Here is a 17,511-nt window from a genome sequence, read left to right on the forward strand (position 1 = left end):
GGTGATCCACCCGGAGGGCATGCTCCAGCGCCGCAGCGCCGAGCACTGGGCCGGGCGCCTGTACATGCGGCGGATCTCGCTGCGGATCACCCGCGTGCTCTCCACCGTGACGGCGATCACGCCGAACGGCCTGACGTACCTGATGATGTTCACCGGCGTCCTGGCCGGCGCTGCGCTGGTCGTGCCGGGCATCGCGGGCGCGGTCCTGGGGGCCCTGCTGATCCAGGTCTACCTGCTGCTGGACTGCGTGGACGGCGAGGTGGCCCGCTGGCGCCGGCAGACCTCGCTCACCGGCGTCTACCTGGACCGGGTCGGCCACTACATGTCCGAGGCTGCCCTGCTCACCGGGCTGGGCCTGCGCGCCACCGACCTGCTGCACCGCGAGGGCGGCGGCTCGCACTGGGAGTGGGCGTTCCTGGGCACGCTGGCCGCGCTCGGCGCGATCCTGATCAAGTCCGAGACGGACCTGGTGGACGTGGCCCGGGCCCGCAGCGGCCTGACGGCGGTCGAGGACGGCGCCTCGGTGCCGCGCTCGTCCTCGGTGGCCAAGGCCCGCCGGGCGGCCTCCTTCCTGAAGTTCCACCGCCTGGTCGGCGCGGTCGAGGCCTCGCTGCTGATCCTCGCGGCCGGGATCGCCGACGCCGTCCACGGCGGGCTGTTCTTCACCCGGATCGCGGTGGTGGCGCTGGCGGCGATCGCCATGCTGCAGACCGTGCTGCACCTGCTGAGCATCGTCCTCTCCAGCAGGCTGCGATGAGCGCCCCGACCAGCGCGGAGAGCTTCCGCCTCGGAGCCGTCATCATCACCATGGGCAACCGCCCCGAGGAACTTGCCGCCCTGATCGAATCGGTGCGCGCCCAGGAGGGCGCGGCGGTCGAGCTGGCCGTGGTGGGCCAGGGCGCCGAGCTGCCGCCGCTGCCGGAGGGCGTGCGCAGCGTCGAGCTGCCGGAGAACCTCGGCATCCCGGGCGGGCGCAACGTCGGCATCGAGCTGTTCGGCCGCGACGGCCGGGACGTGGACGCCGTCCTCTTCCTGGACGACGACGGGCACCTGCCGCGCACCGACTCGGCCCGCCTGCTGCGCGAGGCCTTCACCGCCGACCCGGAGCTGGGCATCGTGGCCTTCCGGATCGCCGACCCCGACACCGGCGTGACCCAGCGCCGGCACGTCCCCCGGCTGCGCGCCAGCGACCCGCTGCGCTCGTCCCGGGTGACCACCTTCCTGGGCGGCGCGACCGCCGTGCGCTGCGCGGTGTTCGAGCAGGCCGGGCAGCTGCCCGCGGAGTTCTTCTACGCCCACGAGGAGACCGACCTCGCGTGGCGCGCGGCGGACGCCGGCTGGGCCATCGACTACCGCGCGGACGTGGTGCTGCACCACCCGACGACCTCGCCGGCCCGGCACGCCACCTACTTCCACAACATCGCCCGTAACAGGGTTTGGCTCGCCAGACGGAACCTTCCGGCCCTGTTGGTGCCTCTCTATCTGGGAACCTGGTTCCTGCTGACCCTGGCCCGCCGCCCCTCCTCGGAGGCGCTGAAGGCCTGGTGGGGCGGGTTCCGGGCGGGCTGGCGCGAACCCTGCGGTCCGCGGCGGCCCATGCGATGGCGTACCGTTTGGCGATTGACCAGGCTGGGCCGGCCACCGGTCATCTGATCGAATGATCGATCGCTGCGGCCGGTGACCACACACCGGCCGGACTCTCCCCGTGATCCAGTGGATCCCCATCGGCGCAAGGCCGGCGGACCCCCGTCGACCGGCCGCCCCGACCGATCCCGCGTGAAGGACGAATGTGTCGACAGTGAGTGAACCCGTCAGCCTCTCATCCCCCAGGGGGGTGGACGCGGGCCTGACCCCCAAGCAGCTTGCGGACAAGTACGGCCTGGCCGTGAGCGGCAGGCGGCCCGGCCTGGTCTCCTACACCAAGCAGCTCTGGGCCCGGCGCCACTTCATCTGGGCCTTCGCCACCGCCCGCCTGGTGGCCCAGTACACCGACGCCAAGCTCGGCCAGCTGTGGCAGGTCGTGACGCCGCTGCTGAACTGCGCGGTGTTCTACCTGGTCTTCGGTGTGATCCTGAAGAGCAAGGACAACTTCCCGCCGGACACCTACATCGCCTGGCTCTGCATCGGTGTCTTCGTCTTCCAGTTCACCCAGAACGCGGTGCAGTCCGGCACCCGGGCGATCGCCGACAACCTCGGGCTGATCCGCGCGCTGCACTTCCCCCGGGCCTCGCTGCCGATCGCGTTCACCGTGATCCAGCTCCAGCAGCTGCTGATCTCGATGGTGGTGCTGGTCGGCACCGTGCTGGTCAGCGGCATCAAGCCGGGCCGGACCTGGCTGCTGATCATCCCGGCCCTGGTGCTCCAGATGATGTTCAACACGGGCATCGCCCTGGTCATGGCGCGGCTCGGCTCCAAGACCAGCGACATCTCCCAGCTGATCCCCTTCGTGATGCGGGCCTGGATGTTCCTGTCCGGCGTGATGTTCAGCATCCAGGACAAGATCCACGAGTGGCCCAAGTACATCCAGACGCTGATGGCCCTCAACCCGGCCTCGGTCTACATGGACCTGCTGCGGCACGCCTTCGCGCCGATCATCTACAACAGGCACCAGCCCCAGCACCAGGAACTCCCGCTCCACCAGTGGACCTACGGCATCGGGTGGGCGGTCGTGATGTTCGTGATCGGATACGTCTTCTTCTGGAAGGCCGAGGAGGAGTACGGCCGTGGCTGACGTCGAACTGAGCAAGCTGGACACCATCCGGGACGCGGACGTCGCCCGCGAGCCCACCGTCGTCGTCGACGACGTGCACATCGTCTACCGGGTGCACGGCGCCGGCTCCGGCAAGGGCAGCGCCACCTCGGCGCTGAGCCGCATCATCAGCCGCAAGCGCTCCGCGGGCGTGCGCGAGGTGCACGCCGTGCGCGGCGTCAGCTTCACCGCCTACAAGGGCGAGGCGATCGGCCTGATCGGCTCCAACGGCTCCGGCAAGTCGACCATGCTGGCCGCGATCGCGGGCCTGCTGCCGACCGAGAAGGGCGGCATCTACACCAACGGCCAGCCCTCGCTGCTGGGCGTGAACGCGGCGCTGATGAACGAGCTCACCGGTGAGCGCAACGTCATCCTCGGCTGCCTGGCGATGGGCATGGCGCCGGCCGACGTGCGCAGCCGCTACCAGGACATCGTGGAGTTCTCCGGCATCAACGAGAAGGGCGACTTCATCTCGCTGCCGATGCGCACGTACTCCTCCGGCATGGGCGCCCGCCTGCGCTTCGCCATCGCCGCCGCGAAGACCCACGACGTGCTGCTGATCGACGAGGCGCTGGCCACCGGCGACCAGGCGTTCCAGCAGCGCAGCAAGAAGCGGATCGACGAACTGCGCAAGTCCGCCGGTACGGTCTTCCTGGTCAGCCACGACAACAGTTCGATCCGCGAGGTCTGCGAGCGGACGATCTGGATCGAGGCCGGCGAGCTGATCATGGACGGCCCGACCGAAGAGGTCGTCGGCCGTTACGAGCGCGGCGAGCGCCCGTAGCGGCAGGCCGTCCAGGGGGCCGGTTCCGGGGATTCCGGGGCCGGCCCCCTGTCCGTGCGCCCCCGCCGGTACCCCGGGTGGCCCGCCGCCGCGGGGGTGAGCGCCCCCGTGCGCCGGGCGGGGCGCTCTTCTCCGGCGCGCCCCGTGGTGTCAGGCTGTATGCGCGGGGGCGGTGTGCCGGAGGTGGCGCCCCCGCTCGGACGCGTGTCCGAGTCGGGCCGGTGATGCCCAGCGGTGTAGAACGGGGGAGTGACAGCAGTGTCGGCTTCGGCCCAGCCCAGAGATACGTCGGTGAACCGCTCCGCGGGGGAGACCCTGGACAAGGCGGGCGCGGAGAACTTCCCGGTCGCCCCGTTCTTCCTGCCCGCGGCCTGGCGCGGCGACCTGATGGCCGTCTACGGCTACGCCCGGCTGGTCGACGACGCCGGCGACGGCGACCTGGCCGATCCGGCCGCCACCGCCGCCCTGCTCGGGGTCGAGGCCGCGCCCCCGGCCACCCCTTCGGCCCAGTCCGGCCCGCCGACTCCGCAGGACGTCGCCTTCCGCCTCGCACTGCTGGACGGACTGGAGCGCGATCTCGACCGGGTCTTCGAGGCGGCGCTCCACCCGGGGGCCTCCGAGGGCCCCCGCCACCCGCTGCTGCGCGGCCTCGTCCCGCTGGTCGACCGGCACGGGCTCACCCCGGAGCCGTTCCGCCGCCTGATCGAGGCCAACCGGGTGGACCAGACCACCACCCGCTACGCCGGCTACGACGACCTGATCGGCTACTGCACCCTCTCCGCCGACCCGGTCGGCCGCCTGGTGCTGGCCATCGCCGGCGTCGCCACCCCCGAGCGGATCGAGCTGTCCGACGCGATCTGCAGCGCCCTCCAGGTGGTCGAACACCTTCAGGACGTCGCCGAGGACCTCGCCCACGGGCGGATCTACCTCCCCGCCGAGGACCTCGCCCGGTTCGGCGTCACCGAGGCGGACCTCGCCGCCCCCACCGCCGGCGGCCCGGTGCGCGAGCTGATCGCCTTCGAGGTGCGGCGGGCCCGCACCCTGCTCGACCGCGGCGCGCCATTGGTAGGTACGGTTCGGGGGAGGCTTCGACTGCTCCTGGCGGGATTCACCGCCGGCGGGTACGCGGCCCTGGCGGCCATCGAGGACGCCGGGTACGACGTGCTCGCGCAGCAGGCGAAGCCGGACAAGCGCCGCCTCGCAGCGAAGGCGGCGGCCATCTTCGCGAAGGGAAGGTGAACGCCCGAGTGGCGGCATCACCACTGGCGTCGGCCCAGGTCATGGCGGCGTACCGGTACTGCGAGGCAGTCACCGGACTTCAGGCACGCAACTTCAGCTACGGCATCCGGTTGCTGCCCGAACCCAAGCGGCTGGCCATGTCGGCCCTGTACGCCCTGGCCCGCCGGGTCGACGACATCGGCGACGGGGACCTCCCGTCCGACCGCAAGGCCGAGGCGCTGGTGCGCACCCGGGAACTGGTGGACGAGGTCCGCGCCGGGGCGGTCGCCGAGGACGACACCGACCCGATCAAGGTCGCCCTGGCCGACGCGGCCCGGCGCTTCCCGATCCCGCTCGGCGGCTTCGACGAACTGATCGACGGCGTCGAGATGGACCTCAAGGGCGCCGAGTACCAGACCTACGAGGAGCTGAAGGTCTACTGTCGCTGCGTGGCCGGCTCGGTCGGCCGGCTCTCGCTCGGTGTGTACGGCTGCGACGACCCCGAACGCGGCGCCGGCTACGCGGACACCCTGGGCCTGGCACTGCAGCTCACCAACATCCTGCGCGACCTGCGCGAGGACGCCCTGAACGGCCGCACCTACCTGCCCGCCGAGGACCTGGCCCGGTTCGGCTGCGAGCAGGGCTTCGCGCTGCCCAGGCCGCCGGTCGGCGCCGACTTCACCGGCCTGGTGGCCTTCGAGGCCGCCCGCGCCCAGGCCGCCTTCGAGGAGGGCCTGCGGCTGCTGCCGATGCTCGACCGCCGCAGCCGGGCCTGCACCGCCGCGATGGCGGGGATCTACCACCGGCTGCTCGGCCGGATCGCCGCCGACCCCGAGTCCGTCCTGCGCGGCCGGGTCTCGCTGCCGGGCTGGGAGAAGGCGTACGTCGCGCTTTCCGGGCTCGCCGGGGGGCGTTCTTGATTCTCACCGCAGTTCTGTCACGCTGTGTCAGCGGGGAATCACAAGCGGGCAGGGCAGTGTTGACCACGACCGGGCCGGTCACGAGCGTGCCGGCCGGAGCGACCGCCGCAGGGCGGTCCAGCAATCGCGAGGGGGAGGGCCGATGACCGGGCGAGCCGATGCCGCGCGCCCGGCCGCCGTGGTGGTCGGCGGCGGCCTGGCCGGGATCACCGCCGCGCTGCGGCTGGCCGAGGCCGACCACCGGGTCACGCTGGTCGAGGGGCGGCCCAGGCTCGGCGGGCTGGCGTTCTCCTTCCAGCGCGGCGAGCTGACCGTCGACAACGGCCAGCACGTGTACCTGCGCTGCTGCACCGCCTACCGCGGCCTGCTGGAGCGGCTCGGCGCCGCCCGGCTGGTCCACCTGCAGGACCGGCTGGACGTCCCGGTGCTCTCCGTCTCGGGGCCGGACGCGGCCCCGGTGCGCACCCTCGGGCGGCTGCGCCGGGCCGGCCTGCCCGTCCCGCTGCACCTGGCCGGCAGCCTCGCCCGCTACCCGCACCTCGGGCCGGCCGACCGCGCCCGGGTGGTCCGCGGGGCGCTGGCGCTCCAGGGCCTGGACCTCGCCGACCCGGCACTGGACGAGATCTCCTTCGGCGAGTGGCTGCGCCGCAACGGGCAGAACGCGAACACCCTCGCCGCGCTCTGGGACCTGGTCGGCGTCGCCACCCTGAACGCCCGCGCCGACCAGGTGTCGATGGCGCTGGCGGCGATGGTCTTCAAGACCGGCCTGCTCTCCGAGCCGGGCGCCTCCGACATCGGCACGGCCGCCGTCCCGCTCGGCGTGATCCACCACGACCGGGCGCTCGCCGAGCTGGAACGCGCCGGCGTGAAGGTGCTGCTGCGCGCCCGCGTCGCGGAGCTCAAGCCGGCCGTGCCCCAGCACGCCGTCCATCTGGAAGGCGGCGCGGAGCCGCTCGCCGCCGAGACCGTCGTGCTGGCCGGCGCCCAGGACAGCGCGGCCGCCCTGCTGCCCCCGAACGCCCTCCCCGGCCAGGACCGGCTGGCCGACTTCGGCACCGCGCCGATCCTCAACGTGCACGTGGTCTACGACCGCAAGGTGCTGCGCCGGCCGTTCTTCGCCGCCCTCGGCTCCCCCGTGCAGTGGGTCTTCGACCGCACCGCGCACTCCGGCCTGGTCGGCACCGGGCTCGGCCGGGCCCACCCCGGCGCCCAGTACCTGGCCCTCTCGCAGTCCGCCGTCCAGGACGAGATCGACCTGCCGGTCGCCGAGCTGCGCCGCCGGTACCTGCCGGAGCTGGCCCGGCTGCTCCCGGCCGCCGCCGGGGCCGAGGTGCTGGACTTCTTCGTCACCCGTGAGCGCACCGCCACCTTCGACCCGGCGCCCGGCAGCGCGCTGCTGCGCCCGTCGGCCCGCACGGACGTCCCCGGCCTGCTGCTGGCCGGCGCGTGGACGGCCACCGGCTGGCCCGCGACCATGGAGGGGGCCGTGCGCAGTGGCCACGCCGCGGCGGACGCGGCGCTCGCCGCTGCCGGCGGCCGGCTCCCGGTGGACCGGGGCGACGGGAGGTGGCCCCGGTGACGGCGGGCGCCGCCGGGGACCCCGCCAGAGCCGGCGGGCCTCCCGTCGCCCGCACCGGCGGGAACGACACCGGCCGCACCGGCGGCACTGACAGCGGTGACACCGGCACCAGCCGCACCGACCCGAGCCGCATTGACCCGAGCCGCACCGACACCGGCCGCACCGACACCGGCCACATCGACACCAGCCGCACCGACAGCGCAAGCACCCGGCAGCCCCGGGCGGTCCGGCACCACGAGGGAGAGGGAACGCACGTGGAGTCACGCACCGGCATCGCCGTCGGAGGCACGGCGCACGCCGAACCGGTCTCGGTGCCGGAGCTGCTGGCCCGCAGCCGCACGCTCTGCACCCCGCCGCTACGGTCCGCCGTCGCCCGTTTGGCCGCACCGATGGACACCGTCGCCGCGTACCACTTCGGCTGGATCGACCGGGACGGCACCCCCTCCAAGGGCGACGGCGGCAAGGCCGTGCGTCCCGCCCTGGCCCTGCTCTCCGCCCGGGCCACCGGCGCCGCCGCCGAGGTCGGCGTGCCGGGCGGGGTCGCGGTTGAACTGGTGCACAACTTCTCCCTGCTCCATGATGATCTGATGGACGGTGACGAGACCCGGCGGCACCGGGCCACCGCCTGGACGGTCTTCGGTTCGGCCCAGGCGATCCTGGCCGGCGACGCGCTGGCGACGCTCGGCACGGAGGTGCTGCTCGACGCCGCGGTGCCCGGCGGTACGAGCCCCACCGACGCCGCGCGTGCCGTCCGGCTGCTCACCACGGCGACCCGCCGACTGATCGACGGCCAGGCCATGGACGTCGCCTTCGAACAGCGCGACAGCGTCACCGTCGCCGAGTGCCTGGAGATGGAGGGCGGCAAGACCGCGGCGCTGCTGGCGGCCGCCTCGGCGATCGGCGCCGTCCTGGCCGGGGCCGACGACAAGGTCTCCGAACCGCTCGAGCGTTACGGCCACCACCTGGGCCTGGCCTTCCAGGCGGTGGACGACCTGCTCGGCATCTGGGGCGCCACCGAGGTCACGGGCAAGCCGCACTGGGGCGATCTGCGCCAGCGCAAGAAGTCCCTGCCGGTCGCCGCCGCGCTGGCCGAGGGCGGCGCGGCCTCGCGCCGGCTCGCCGAGCAGCTGGCCGACCCGAAGGGCCGCGGCGAGGAGGGCGAGCCCGAGCTCGCCGCCCGGGCCGCGCTGATCGAGGAGGCCGGCGGCCGCGCCTGGACCCAGGAGGAAGCCCGCCGCCAGCACACGACTGCCCTCGCCGCCCTGGACGAGGTGCCCATGTCCGACGAGGTGCGCGAGCACTTCGTCGCACTCGCCGAATTCGTGGTGGTACGAGAGAGGTGACGTTACGTTGACAGCAACCGCGGACGGCCGGCTCGACCCTGAGTACGATTCCGAGCCGGTCGCGGTGGGCGACCGCCCCCCGACCCTGCTGGGCGCCGGGCGGTGGCAGCCCGAGGACACCGACCAGCTCCGGCCGGCCGGTGAGGCGGACGTCGGAGCGGCCGACGCGCAGGAGGCCCTGGCCCGTGCCACCACCCACCTGCTCTCGCTGCAGAGCTCCGAGGGCTGGTGGAAGGGCGACCTGGAGACCAACGTCACCATGGACGCCGAGGACTTACTGCTACGGCAGTTCCTCGGGATCCGGACCGAGGACCAGACCAAGGCCACCGCCGAGTGGATCCGGTCCCAGCAACGGGAGGACGGCACCTGGGCCACCTTCCACGGCGGGCCGGCCGAACTGTCCACCACCGTCGAGGCGTACGTCGCCCTCAAACTCGCCGGCGACGACCCCGAGGCCCCGCACATGGTGGCCGCCGCGCGGTACGTCCGCTCCGCCGGGGGCATCGCGGCCGCCCGGGTCTTCACCCGGATCTGGCTCGCGCTCTTCGGCTGGTGGCCGTGGGAACGGCTCCCCGAGATGCCGCCAGAGATCATCTTCCTGCCCAAGTGGCTGCCGCTGAACATCTACGCCTTCGGCTGCTGGGCCCGCCAGACCATCGTCCCGCTGACCATCGTCTCGGCCCACCGCCCCGTCCGTCCGGCGCCCTTCCCGCTCACCGAGCTGCACACCGACCCGGACCACCCCTACCCCGACCGGCCGCTCGCCCCCGCCACCAGCTGGGACGGCCTCTTCGAGCGCCTCGACAAGGTCCTGCACGCCTACCACCACCGCGCCCTGCGCCCGCTGCGCCGGCTCGCCGTCTCGCAGGCCTGCCGCTGGATCGTCGAACGGCAGGAGGCCGACGGCTGCTGGGGCGGCATCCAGCCGCCGGCCGTGTACTCGCTGATCGCCCTGCACCTGGAGGGCTACGAGCTGGAGCACCCGGTGATGAAGGCCGGACTCTCCTCCTTCGACCGCTTCACCGTGCACACCGAGGACGGCCGGCGCTGGCTGGAGGCCTGCCAGTCCCCGGTCTGGGACACCTGCCTGGCCACCATCGCACTGGTCGACGCCGGGCTGCCGGCCGACCACCCGGCGCTGGTCTCGGCCGTCGACTGGATGCTCGGCGAGGAGATCCGCAAGGACGGCGACTGGTCCGTCCAACGGCCCTCGCTGGCCCCCGGCGGCTGGGCCTTCGAGTTCGAGAACGACACCTACCCCGACATCGACGACACCGCCGAGGTGGTGCTCGCGCTGGGCCGGGTCGACCACCCCGACCCGGCCAAGGTCGATGCGGCGATGGACCGCGGCGTGCTCTGGAACCTCGGCATGCAGTCCAAGAACGGGGCCTGGGGCGCCTTCGACGTCGACAACACCAGCACGCTGCCCAACAAGCTGCCGTTCTGCGACTTCGGCGAGGTGGTCGACCCGCCCTCCGCCGACGTCACCGCCCACGTGGTGGAGATGCTCGCCGAGACCGGCCGGGCCCGCGACCGGCGCACCCGGCGCGGCGTCGAGTGGCTGCTGCACAACCAGGAGGCGGACGGCTCCTGGTTCGGCCGCTGGGGCACCAACTACATCTACGGCACCGGCTCGGTGCTGCCCGCCCTGGTCGCGGCCGGCGTCCCGGACGAGCACCCGGCGATCCGGCGGGCCGTCCGCTGGCTGGAGGACCGGCAGAACACCGACGGCGGCTGGGGCGAGGACATGCGCTCCTACGAGGACCCGGCCCGCTGGGCCGGGCGCGGCGACTCCACCGCCTCGCAGACCGCGTGGGCGTTGATGGCGCTGCTCGCGGCCGGCGAGGGCCCGGACGGCCGGGCCAACCCGGCGGTGGAACGCGGCGTGGACTGGCTGGTGCGCACCCAACTGCCCGAGGGCACCTGGGACGAGCCGCAGTTCACCGGCACCGGCTTCCCGTGGGACTTCTCCATCAACTACCACCTGTACCGGCTGGTCTTCCCGGTCACCGCGCTCGGCCGCTACCTGCACGGCAGCCCCGCCTTCGGCCGCAGGAACGGCGACACCCCGGCGATCGGGGCGGCGCGGTGACCACCGCACCGCTGCTGGTGCTCTGCGCGCTGGGCCCCGAGGTCTGGGCACTGCGGGGCGGCGACTGGCGCGGCGCGGCGGGCGGGCCGCCGGTGCTGGTGCGCACCGGCATGGGCCGGCGGCGGGCCGCGCTGACAGTCCGCCGGCTGCTCGGCTCCGCCCCCGGCGGCTACGGCGCGGTCGTGGTGGCCGGCTTCGGCGCCGCGGTCGGCCCGGGCGTGCTGCCGGGCGACATCGTGGTCGCCGACGGCGTCCGCGACGCGGAGGGGCACCTGTACCCCGTCGACTCCGGACCGGAGCTCGCCAGGGCCCTCAAGGAACTCGGCCTGACCGCGCACGCCGGGGTGCACCACACCGCCGACCACGTCGTCCGCGGCCTCGAACGGCGGGCCCTGCACCTCCAGGGCGCGCTCGCCGTCGACATGGAGGCCGCCGCCGTGCTGGCCGCACTGCGGGAACGGCGGCCGACGCTGCCCGCCGCCGTCCTGCGGGTGGTCGTGGACACCCCCGAGCGCGAACTGCTGCGGCTCGGAACCCTCCCGGCCGGGGTGCGTGCCTGGCGGACCCTGCGGGCGGCGGTACCCGCCCTGGTCGACTGGTACCGGCAGGAGTCCCGGCCCGGCCCCGCGGACCTGAACCACCCCACATCCTCGACGCTCCCCCAGGAGGCGAGCTAGCCATGGCCATGCCGTTGCGCCAGACCGTGCGGGTCGGCACCTACCTCATGCAGCAGAAGCTGCTCAAGCGCCGGGACAAGTTCCCACTGATCGTCGAACTGGAGCCGCTGTTCGCCTGCAACCTCGCCTGTGAGGGCTGTGGCAAGATCCAGCACCCGGCGGGTGTGCTGAAGCAGCGGATGCCGGTGGCCCAGGCGGTCGGCGCGGTCCTGGAGTCGGGTGCCCCGATGGTCTCGATCGCCGGCGGCGAGCCACTGATGCACCCGCAGATCGACGAGATCGTCCGCCAGCTCGTCGAGCGCCGCAAGTACGTCTTCCTCTGCACCAACGCGCTGCTGATGCGCAAGAAGATGGACAAGTTCAAGCCCTCGCCGTACTTCACCTTCGCCGTGCACATCGACGGCATGCGCGAGCGGCACGACGAGTCGGTGGCCAAGGAGGGCACCTTCGACGAGGCGGTGGCGGCGATCAAGGAGGCCAAGCGGCGCGGCTTCCGGGTCACCACCAACAGCACCTTCTTCAACACCGACACCCCGCAGACCATCGTCGAGGTGCTGGACTTCCTCAACGACGAGCTCAAGGTCGACGAGATGATGATCTCCCCGGCCTACGCCTACGAGAAGGCCCCCGACCAGGAGCACTTCCTCGGCGTCGACCAGACCCGGGAGCTCTTCCGCAAGGCCTTCGCCGGCGGCAACCGGAGCCGCTGGCGGCTCAACCACAGCCCGCTCTTCCTGGACTTCCTGGAGGGCAAGGCCGACTTCGAGTGCACCCCCTGGGGCATCCCCAACTACTCGCTGTTCGGCTGGCAGCGGCCCTGCTACCTGATGGCCGACGGCTACGTGCCCACCTACCGCGAACTCGTCGAGAAGACCGACTGGAGCAAGTACGGCCGCGGCAAGGACCCGCGCTGCGCCAACTGCATGGCGCACTGCGGCTACGAGCCGACCGCCGTACTCGCCACCATGGGCTCGCTCAAGGAGTCGCTGCGCGCCATCACCGAGACCATCGGCGCCAACCGCGGCCACTGAGCCGGTCGTTCGACCGCGCCACCGCTCCCGAGGACACCCCGTCCGGCCCGGGCCCCGCGCCCGGGCCGGACCCGCCCCGCCGGGAGGCGGCACCGCCGCACCACTCCGAGTCGTGAGGTGTACCCATGTCACTGCTCTCCAGCGTCACGTCCCCGGCCGAACTGCGAAAGCTTCCGGCGGCCGAACTCCCGCTGCTCGCCGACGAGATCCGCGCGTTCCTGATCGACGCCGTCACCCGCACCGGCGGACACCTCGGGCCCAACCTCGGCGTGGTCGAGCTGACCATCGCCCTGCACCGGGTCTTCGACTCCCCGTACGACCGGATCGTCTTCGACACCGGCCACCAGAGCTACGTCCACAAACTGCTCACCGGCCGCCAGGACTTCTCCCGGCTGCGGATGAAGGGCGGGCTCTCCGGCTACCCCTCGCGCGGCGAGTCCGACCACGACCTGGTCGAGAACTCGCACGCCTCCACCGCCCTGTCCTACGCCGACGGCCTCGCCAAGGCCGCCCGACTGCTCGGCCAGCACGACCGGCACACCGTCGCGGTGATCGGCGACGGCGCGCTCACCGGCGGGCTCGCCTGGGAGGCGCTCAACAACATCGCCGAGGCCCGCGACCGGCCGCTGGTCATCGTCGTCAACGACAACGAGCGCTCCTACGCCAGGACCATCGGCGGCCTCGCCAACCACCTGGCCACCCTGCGCACCACCCAGGGGTACGAACGCTTCCTCGCCCTCGGCAAGGGGGCGCTGCAGCGCACCCCGCTCGTCGGCCAACCGATCTTCGACGCGCTGCACGGGGCCAAGAAGGGCTTCAAGGACGCCTTCGCGCCCCAGGGCATGTTCGAGGACCTCGGGCTGAAGTACCTCGGGCCGATCGACGGCCACGACCTCGGCGCCGTCGAACAGGCGCTGCGCCAGGCGCGCAACTTCGGCGGCCCCGTCATCGTGCACTGCCTCACCGTCAAGGGCCGCGGCTACCGGCCCGCCGAACAGGACGAGGCCGACCGCTTCCACGCCGTCAACCCGATCGACCCGTACACCTGCCTGCCGATCTCGCCCAGCGGCGGAGTCTCCTGGACCTCGGTGTTCGGCGACGAGCTGGTCGCGCTCGGCGCCGAGCGGCCCGACCTGGTGGCGATCACCGCGGCCATGCTCCAACCGGTCGGCCTGGCCCGCTTCGCCAAGGCCTTCCCGGAGCGCACCTTCGACGTCGGCATCGCCGAGCAGCACGCCGTCACCTCCGCCGCCGGCCTCGCCACCGGCGGCCTGCACTCGGTCGTCGCCGTCTACGCGACCTTCCTGAACCGGGCCTTCGACCAGGTCCTGATGGACGTCGCCCTGCACCGGCTCGGCGTCACCTTCGTCCTCGACCGGGCCGGCGTCACCGGCACCGACGGCGCCTCGCACAACGGCATGTGGGACATGTCGATCCTGCAAGTCGTCCCGGGCCTGCGGCTCGCCGCCCCGCGCGACGCCGACCAGCTGCGGGCCCAACTGCGCGAGGCCGTCGCGGTCGAGGACGCCCCCACCGTGATCCGCTTCCCCAAGGCCACCATCGGGCCCGCCGTGCCGGCCGTCGAGCGGATCGGCGGGATGGACGTCCTGCTGCGCACCGGCCGGCCGTCGGAGATCCTCCTGGTCGCGGTCGGCAGCACCGCCGCCGCCTGCCTGGACGCCGCCCGGCTGCTGCTCGCCGAGGGCTTCACCGCGACCGTCGTCGACCCCCGCTGGGTCAAACCGGTCGACCCGGCCCTGCCGGAACTGGCCGCCGCCCACCGGCTGGTCGTCACCGTCGAGGACAACGGCCGCACCGGTGGCGTCGGCGCCGCCGTCGCCCAGGCGCTGCGCGACGCCGACGTGGACGTGCCGGTGCGGGTGCTCGGCCTGCCACAGGAGTTCCTCGGCCACGCCGCACGCGGGGAGATCCTGGAGGAGACGGGCCTGACCGGCACCGGAGTCGCCGCGCAGACCGCCGTCTTCGCCAAGAACCTGCTACCGAACCGAGGAGCGAACCAGCGTCATGCCGGCTGACCCCGACCGCACCGCCGCCAGCTTCGACCTCGCCGCGCTGATCGCCGAACGCGGCGCCGAGCGGTACGAGCTGCACGGCCGCCACCTCAACCCGCAACTGCCGCGCATGCTGCACACCATCGGGTTCGACAAGTACTACGAGCGCGCCAAGGGCCCGTACTTCTACGACGCCGAGGGCAACGAGTACCTCGACATGCTGGCCGGCTTCGGCATCTTCGCGCTGGGCCGCCACCACCCCGTCGTGCGGTCGGCGATCCAGCAGGTGATGGACCTCGACCTGCCGGACCTGGTCCGCTTCGACTGCTCGCCGCTGCCCGGGCTGCTCGCCGAGCGGCTGCTCTCGTACGCGCCCGGGCTGGACCGGGTGTTCTTCGGCAACAGCGGCACCGAGGCGGTGGAGACCGCGCTCAAGTTCGCCCGGTACGCCACCGGCCGCAGGCGCGTCCTGTACGCCGACCACGCCTTCCACGGGCTGACCACCGGCTCGCTCTCCGTCAACGGGGAGAGCGGTTTTCGCAAGGGCTTCGACCCGCTGCTGCCGGACACCGCCATCCCGCTCGGCGACCTCGGCGCGCTGGCCAAGGAGCTGAAGCGCGGCGACGTCGCGGCCCTGATCGTCGAGCCGATCCAGGGCAAGGGCGTCCTGGCGCCGCCGCCCGGCTGGCTGCGCGCCGCGCAGGCCCTGCTGCACGAGCACAGGGCGCTGCTGATCTGCGACGAGGTGCAGACCGGGATCGGCCGTACCGGCGAGTTCTTCGCCTACCAGCACGAGGAGGGCGTGCTGCCCGACCTGGTCTGCGCGGCCAAGGCGCTCTCCGGCGGTTACGTGCCGGTCGGGGCGACGCTCGGCAAGAGCTGGATCTTCGAGAAGGTGTACTCCTCCATGGACCGGGTGCTGGTGCACTCGGCCAGCTTCGGCGCCAACGCCCAGGCGATGGCGGCCGGACTGGCGACCCTGGAGGTGATGCGCGAGGAGAAGGTGGTGGAGAACGCGCGTCAGGTCGGCGACCAATTGCGCGAGCGGCTGGCCGCGCTGGTCGACCGGTACGAGCTGCTCGCCGAGGTGCGCGGCCGGGGTCTGATGATCGGCATCGAGTTCGGCCGGCCCAAGTCGCTCAAGCTGCGCACCGGATGGACGGCCCTGCAGGCCGCGCGCAAGGGGCTGTTCGCCCAGATGGTGGTCGTTCCGCTGCTCCAGCGGCACCGGATCCTGACCCAGGTGTCCGGTGACCACCTGGAGGTGATCAAGCTGATCCCGCCGCTGATCATCACGGAGCGCGACGTCGACCGGTTCGTGGACGCCTTCACCGACATCATGGAGGACGCTCACCGGGGGAGCGGGCTGATGTGGGACTTCGGGCGGACGCTCGTGAAGCAGGCGGTCGGCAGCCGCTGAGCTGGTACCGAGCCCGTGGTCGGCGGCGGTGCGAGAGTGGGAAGTCGGCCGGGCCGACTTCCCACTCCGTGGGAGACACCGTGTCAGAGCTCGGTCCGGCGGCGCCGGATGACCACGATGAGATCGACGGTGGCGAACAGGGTGAGCAGACCGCAGGCGACGGCGAAGCCGGTCAGAGTCCCCTGGCTGGGGGCGCCGTCGGTAGGGGAGGCCGCCGCCCAGATCGCGAAGCCCGCCGTCGCGAGCGCGAACAGCGGCGTGAAGGTCAGCGACAGCAGGTAGCGGAGCTTGAGGTCGCTGCGGGCGGTGCTCGGCTCGGTGCCGCTGCGCCACGGCCGTCGCGGGGTGGTGGTGCGCATGGCCGTTCACCTCCGGGCCGCGCGGGTGGGGGCTACGATTCCAGTCTACGTCCGTGGGGGAGAGCGGGGGAGACGCGATGACGGGGTCGGACGCGGCGGCGGACGCCGAGGGCTACGCGGGGCTGCGGATCGAACGGGCCCGGGAGCTGGCCCGGCGGCACGGCTGGGCCTCGGTCCGGGTGCTGGAGCCGGGGGCGATGATGACCATGGACCACCGTGAGGGCCGGCTCAACCTCGCGGTGCGCGACGGTGTGGTCGAGCGCAGCTGGGAGGGGTAGGGCCTCCCTCCCGGTGGTCGACGTCCTCGATGGTCGGGGTGCCCGGCGGTCGCGGTGCCCGGTGGTCGCGGTGCCCGGTGGTCGCGGTGGCCGTGGCGTGCGGGCTCAGTGGCCCGGCCGTCGGGCCAACCGCTGTTCGGCGGCGACGACCATCGGCTCCAGCAGTGGCAGCGAGAGCAGTACCAGCAGTCCGGCGGCCCAGCCGGCCAGCACGTCGGTGACCCAGTGGGTGCCCAGGTAGAGCGTGGTCAGGCCGATCGAGCAGGCGGTGGCGGCGGCGATCACCGCGCCGGTGCGCCGCCAGCGGACCGCGAGGTAGGCGAGCACGCCCCAGGTGACGACCGCGTTGGCGGTGTGACCGGACGGGAAGATGGTGCCGCCGGAGAACAGTTCGGGCGAGCCGACGTACTGGGCGTAGTGCGGGCCGAGCCGACCGGTGACGATCTTGACCGCGCCGACCGTGACGTTGAGCAGCAGCAGCGCGACGGCCATCACCAGCAGCGGGCGCAGCCGCCCCAGCCGGTGCGCGCGCCAGCCGAGCCAGACGAAGGCGGCGATGGCGGAGGGGCCGCGTTGCCCGGCGACCACCCAGGTGTCGAGCAGCGGTTCCAGGCTGGGCCAGTGTTCGTAGGGGCGGAACAGCCGGACCGACCAGTCGAGGTCGACCAGGGCGGTGTTGAGCAGGACACCGGCCAGGACCAGCAGGTAGGCGACGCAGGTCACGGCGAGCATGGCGGCCTGTCGGCGGCTCATCGGCGGCCAGCCGGGCTCGCGGCGGTGGGCTCGTTCGGGGCTCGGGCGCTCGCGGTGGGTGGTGGTGAGCTGCTCCGGCCCCTGGTTGGGATAGGGCGCGGGGGTACTCGGGGCTTGCACGGGGGTGACCTTACCCATCCCGCCGGGGCTATTCCGGAGGGATTTGTCATTTTCCCGTGAAATCGACAATTGGCGGGGAGAGGTCCGCCCGGGGAGTGATTTCCGCGATTCTCGGATCGAATGCCAGTGTGGTGTTCGAATGATTCTGCAAAAGCCCCGGTAAAGAAAACGGAGCG

The 17,511-nt window shown here is 72.8% G+C and carries 16 protein-coding genes; 14 read left to right on the plus strand and 2 right to left on the minus strand.

Translation table 11 applies throughout. The features are described 5' to 3' along the window. Positions 1-19 precede the first annotated feature (19 nt). From ABT015_RS01615 to ABT015_RS01675, 13 genes are all read left to right on the plus strand, one after another. On the plus strand, positions 20-757 hold the full coding sequence (locus ABT015_RS01615; protein WP_350875693.1) for a CDP-alcohol phosphatidyltransferase family protein: 738 nt from the start codon (positions 20-22) through the stop codon (positions 755-757). Beyond that, the gene (locus ABT015_RS01620; protein ID WP_350875543.1) at positions 754-1,653 is read left to right on the plus strand and encodes a glycosyltransferase family 2 protein; all 900 of its coding nucleotides are present in this window, start codon (positions 754-756) and stop codon (positions 1,651-1,653) included. The genes ABT015_RS01615 and ABT015_RS01620 overlap by 4 nt, the downstream gene beginning before the upstream one ends. A gap of 136 nt (positions 1,654-1,789) precedes the next feature. Beyond that, complete coding sequence (locus ABT015_RS01625; protein WP_350875545.1) at positions 1,790-2,731, plus strand: ABC transporter permease; 942 nt, start codon at positions 1,790-1,792, stop codon at positions 2,729-2,731. Then, positions 2,724-3,533, plus strand: a complete 810-nt coding sequence (locus tag ABT015_RS01630) for an ABC transporter ATP-binding protein (RefSeq protein WP_350875547.1) — start codon at positions 2,724-2,726, stop codon at positions 3,531-3,533. Before ABT015_RS01625 ends, ABT015_RS01630 begins: the two co-directional genes overlap by 8 nt. A gap of 291 nt (positions 3,534-3,824) precedes the next feature. Then, positions 3,825-4,772, plus strand: a complete 948-nt coding sequence (gene hpnC, locus ABT015_RS01635) for a squalene synthase HpnC (protein ID WP_350875549.1) — start codon at positions 3,825-3,827, stop codon at positions 4,770-4,772. Positions 4,773-4,813: 41 nt separating this feature from the next. Beyond that, on the plus strand, positions 4,814-5,671 hold the full coding sequence (gene hpnD / locus ABT015_RS01640) for a presqualene diphosphate synthase HpnD (RefSeq protein ID WP_350875695.1): 858 nt from the start codon (positions 4,814-4,816) through the stop codon (positions 5,669-5,671). A gap of 142 nt (positions 5,672-5,813) precedes the next feature. Beyond that, on the plus strand, positions 5,814-7,250 hold the full coding sequence (gene hpnE, locus ABT015_RS01645) for a hydroxysqualene dehydroxylase HpnE (protein WP_350875551.1): 1,437 nt from the start codon (positions 5,814-5,816) through the stop codon (positions 7,248-7,250). Positions 7,251-7,504: 254 nt separating this feature from the next. Then, on the plus strand, positions 7,505-8,593 hold the full coding sequence (locus ABT015_RS01650; protein WP_402454941.1) for a polyprenyl synthetase family protein: 1,089 nt from the start codon (positions 7,505-7,507) through the stop codon (positions 8,591-8,593). 7 nt (positions 8,594-8,600) lie between these two features. Beyond that, positions 8,601-10,685, plus strand: coding sequence for a squalene--hopene cyclase (gene shc, locus ABT015_RS01655; protein ID WP_350875553.1), 2,085 nt, complete (start codon positions 8,601-8,603; stop codon positions 10,683-10,685). Then, the gene (locus ABT015_RS01660) at positions 10,682-11,362 is read left to right on the plus strand and encodes a phosphorylase family protein (RefSeq protein ID WP_350875555.1); all 681 of its coding nucleotides are present in this window, start codon (positions 10,682-10,684) and stop codon (positions 11,360-11,362) included. The genes shc and ABT015_RS01660 overlap by 4 nt, the downstream gene beginning before the upstream one ends. 2 nt (positions 11,363-11,364) lie before the next feature. Beyond that, complete coding sequence (hpnH, locus tag ABT015_RS01665) at positions 11,365-12,393, plus strand: adenosyl-hopene transferase HpnH (protein ID WP_350875557.1); 1,029 nt, start codon at positions 11,365-11,367, stop codon at positions 12,391-12,393. Positions 12,394-12,518: 125 nt separating this feature from the next. Next, complete coding sequence (gene dxs / locus ABT015_RS01670; protein WP_350875559.1) at positions 12,519-14,429, plus strand: 1-deoxy-D-xylulose-5-phosphate synthase; 1,911 nt, start codon at positions 12,519-12,521, stop codon at positions 14,427-14,429. Beyond that, the gene (locus ABT015_RS01675; protein ID WP_350875561.1) at positions 14,419-15,825 is read left to right on the plus strand and encodes an aspartate aminotransferase family protein; all 1,407 of its coding nucleotides are present in this window, start codon (positions 14,419-14,421) and stop codon (positions 15,823-15,825) included. Before dxs ends, ABT015_RS01675 begins: the two co-directional genes overlap by 11 nt. Positions 15,826-15,908: 83 nt before the next feature. On the opposite strand, the gene ABT015_RS01680 is transcribed toward ABT015_RS01675, so the two are convergent. Further along, complete coding sequence (locus tag ABT015_RS01680; RefSeq protein WP_350875563.1) at positions 15,909-16,184, minus strand: DUF6343 family protein; 276 nt, start codon at positions 16,182-16,184, stop codon at positions 15,909-15,911. A gap of 77 nt (positions 16,185-16,261) precedes the next feature. Here ABT015_RS01680 and ABT015_RS01685 point away from each other — a divergent pair, with 77 nt between their 5' ends. Continuing rightward, on the plus strand, positions 16,262-16,462 hold the full coding sequence (locus tag ABT015_RS01685) for an I78 family peptidase inhibitor (protein WP_063350104.1): 201 nt from the start codon (positions 16,262-16,264) through the stop codon (positions 16,460-16,462). A gap of 105 nt (positions 16,463-16,567) precedes the next feature. On the opposite strand, the gene ABT015_RS01690 is transcribed toward ABT015_RS01685, so the two are convergent. Then, complete coding sequence (locus ABT015_RS01690) at positions 16,568-17,335, minus strand: phosphatase PAP2 family protein (RefSeq protein WP_350875565.1); 768 nt, start codon at positions 17,333-17,335, stop codon at positions 16,568-16,570. Between the last annotated feature and the right edge of the window lie 176 nt (positions 17,336-17,511).

Source organism: Kitasatospora sp. NPDC094016, assembly GCF_040304045.1.
In the GTDB taxonomy this organism is placed as follows: domain Bacteria; phylum Actinomycetota; class Actinomycetes; order Streptomycetales; family Streptomycetaceae; genus Kitasatospora.